This is a genomic window from Bradyrhizobium sp. Leo170, from assembly GCF_004296405.1.
Lineage (GTDB): Bacteria > Pseudomonadota > Alphaproteobacteria > Rhizobiales > Xanthobacteraceae > Bradyrhizobium.
On the sequence record NZ_PSRR01000543.1, the window covers coordinates 1 to 3,407 of the forward strand.

Annotated in this window: 3 protein-coding genes; all 3 read right to left on the reverse strand. The window is 59.4% G+C overall.

What is annotated here, in order from left to right; all coding sequences use genetic code 11:
• The coding region (locus CWO89_RS42090; RefSeq protein ID WP_130584109.1) for a tyrosine-type recombinase/integrase at window positions 1-1,066 on the reverse strand (1,066 nt) is incomplete at its 3' end.
• Window positions 1,063-2,055, reverse strand: a complete 993-nt coding sequence (locus tag CWO89_RS42095) for a tyrosine-type recombinase/integrase (protein ID WP_130584110.1) — start codon at window positions 2,053-2,055, stop codon at window positions 1,063-1,065. The genes CWO89_RS42095 and CWO89_RS42090, both read right to left, overlap by 4 nt.
• On the reverse strand, window positions 2,052-3,320 hold the full coding sequence (locus tag CWO89_RS42100; protein WP_130584111.1) for a site-specific integrase: 1,269 nt from the start codon (window positions 3,318-3,320) through the stop codon (window positions 2,052-2,054). Before CWO89_RS42100 ends, CWO89_RS42095 begins: the two co-directional genes overlap by 4 nt.
• Between the last annotated feature and the right edge of the window lie 87 nt (window positions 3,321-3,407).

The following is a 3,407-nucleotide window of genomic DNA, read 5'->3' on the forward strand; positions in this document are numbered from 1 at the left end:
TGGCAACGGCTTGAGCCGGTCTCTCGGGGGAGGATCGCGGGCGTGTAGGCACATAATGCGCTACAGTGAATTGAGCCAGTCGAGGAGGGTTTTGTCGTCCTTCCAGGCGACGCGAGCCCGGGAACACCGTTGAAATATCGGAACCCAGTTCGCAGGCGCGCAGCGCCTCGGCTTTAGCGCGCAGCGTCAGCTCGGCATAACGGTTTGTCGTGTCGAGACTCACGTGCCCGAGCCAACTCCGTATGACATTGACTTCGACACCGGATTCCAGCAGGTGGCAAGCAGCGGTGTGCCGGAATAGATGCGGACTGACCCGCCTGGATTTCGGCCCGTGTGTATCGAAGGATGCGCCGTGTCGTCGGACAATCTTATAGATCCCGAACCGCGTTAGAGGGCGGGCCTTCGGAGCGCAGAAGACTGGCTCGCCTGGCAATGCGCTACGCTGGGCGAGGAGCGCCTGGAGATGCTTCACTGTCTCATCCCAAAGCGGGCACGTCCGCCACTTGTCACCCTTGCCGTGCAAGTGGACTTTGGCTGGTGGCTTGAGTTCGAGGTGCTCGATACGAAGATCGGCAACTTCCTGCACCCGAGCGCCCGTGTTGTACAGGAAGAGCAACAGTGTGCGGTCGCGCAGCGAGAGATGACCTTGTCGAGGCAGCGAACGAAACAATGCCGTTACCTCCTCTCGCTCGAGGAAATGTGTATCGGGCAATGATGTGCGCTTGACGGGGATCGCCGCGACCTGCTGACAGACCGCCAGCATCTCGGGTGCACGCACCGCGAGGTAGGCAAAGAAGGTGTTCAGTGCTGCCCGCCGTTGATTGCGAGTACGCACCGAGTTACCGCGCTCTTGCTCCAGGTGCCTCAGGAACGCCAGACTTCGTTCGAATGTCAGGTCATCAAGGGCCAGTGTAGCAATCCGGCGACCACGCTGCTCGGACACGAAGCACAGGAACAGGCGGATCGTGTCACGATAACTGCGGATCGAACCGAGCCGCAGGCCCTTCTGTACCGGGAGATGATCGGTGAAAAATGACTGAACCAATGTACCGAGGGAGGGGGTCATGACTGATCCTCCCCGAGCGTTGTCGCAGCAAAGGCACGGAAGCGACGGTTGGCGTGTTCGAGAAGCTCCGGGGTCGGCGTCAGATACACCGCAGTGGAATTGATGTCGCTGTGCCCCATGAAAGTTGAGAGTGCAAGAAGCTTCGTCTGAGGATCGAGGCCGAGCCTGTACCAGCGCGTGAGTGTACCAACGGCGAACGAGTGTCGCAGATCGTGCAGGCGCGGCGGCGAAATGCCTGGCGGGATCTGCAGATTTAAGCTCAGGACCATAGCGTGAAAGGTCTGGCTGATTGTGCCAGGGTTGATTGGCCTCCCCCCGCGCAAGCAGAACAGCGGCGCGTCGTCTGCAGCAGTGGCGGCGCGCGCCGCAGTCTGGCGTTGACGTAGATGCTGCGCCAGGAGCGTTCCGAGCTTTGGTCCAAATGGGACGAGGCGGCTCTTGTAGAATTTAGTCTCCCGGATAATGAGCAACCGCCGCTCCAGATCGACATCTTTGAGGCGCAGCCTGCAGGCCTCCCCGACGCGCAATCCCAGCCCATACAACACGGCGAACAATGCGAAATACGTGTTGCCACGCTCGATCGTACCACCATGGTTCGGGAGCGCCTTGGCAAGGGCGAGCAACCGAGTGGCTGTGTCTGTGTCGAAGATAAATGGCGTGCGCTGATACCTTCCGCGACGCGGCGGTGATCTCAGCGGTGTCTGGGCGAGCTTCCCGTGATCGACGAGATACGAAAGCAGTCGTCCCACCGTAGAGCGCAGGTGATTATAGCTTCTTGGCCGCGATCGCGGACGCGAGAGAAGAAACTCATCCACCAGTTCCGGGGTTACCTCACTAAGGCTACCAATTTTGTTCTTCGACAAGTAGGCGTCGAACAGCGCGAGCGTCTTCTCTTCGACAAGATAGCGCCGTCGCAAAGAACGCTTGTGAGCGAGGAATTGCTCGATCTCGCGGCCAAGAAAACTCTGGAAACGTGCATCGGAGCTCACAGCACGTCCTCCCCATTGCCGAATGCAACCTCACGCAGCTGTTCGACGGCGATCTTCCCGTAGATCTGGGTGGAGGAGGCGCTGCGGTGGCCGACGTAGTCGCCGATATGCTTCAGGGGGAAATTGGCGTTTAGCAGGCGCTGCACACAACTGTGCCGTAGGACATGCGAACCGGCGCGTGGCACGCGAATGCCGGCTTTGCGGATGAAATGGGCGGCGCGACAGACAACCGCGGCGGAGCCAATCGGGGCGTGCGGAGCACAGCAGCGCATAAACACCTCGCGGCATGTCGTGGCTGGTCGCCCGTTTTTGAGGTATTCGACGATCGCTGCTCCCACCACCGCCGAGAGCGGATAAGTGGTGGTATTGCCTGCTTTGCGTTCCCTGATCTTAAGCCGTTCGTTGCGCCAGTCGATGTCATCGAGCGTGAGCGAGGCGACCTCCGCTGCCCGCAGCCCATAGGTCGCAAGCAACAGCATCATCGCATAATCGCGCTTGCCAGAGGCGGACCGTCTGTCGATACCCGCCAGCACTTGCTCGACCTGCTCCCAACTGATCGATCGTGGCACGCCAGCGTGCCGGTACGACTGCGGAAACTCGACGAGCGAACTGAGATCCTTGGCCAGAACCCCTTCACGATTGAGATAACGCAGAAAGACCCGCAGGACTCCGCATGCATTGCGCACCGTTGACCAGGACACTCGGGGCGGAGCGTACTCGGCAATGAACCCGCTGAGCACGGTTGGCGATAACTTTGCGAGGTTGTCGACGCGGATGCGTTCAAGGTAGGCCGCGAACTGACGCAAAAAAATTTGGTATTGGTATATCGATCGCTGACGAAGTCCTTTCTCTTCGATCAGGTACCTCAACAACCCCGGTGCTTGGCGTTCGAACGGGTTGTCCGGCTTATGGAGACGACCCCGGCCAATGTAGCCGAGGACCGCCAGCCTTAGCATCTGGCGGATGGGATTGCGTACTTCATCGCCGATCTGCTTGCGTCGCCGGGCTGAGCGTCGTCTAGCACGCTCACCAATCCACGCTTGCACAAACGGCTCGACGTGATCAGGTAGGTTCTTAACCTCGCTGGCGCCGTGAGCTTTTGCGAACTCGCCAAAGCTCACCACGATGGGAATCCGGCGAGACACGCTGCTATCCGTATAGCGCTGCTCCGCCATCCAGCTGACGTACTGCTCGACTTCGGGAGCGATCCAGGACTCGTGAATACGATCGATGGTGGCGGGTCGGATGTAGTACTTCTCAAGCATGACAATCTCCTAAGGAAAGAAGGAGATCACCATGCCACGAGCGCTCCGTTATGTTGCCGCTGTCGCGGAAATAGCGTTTAAAAATGC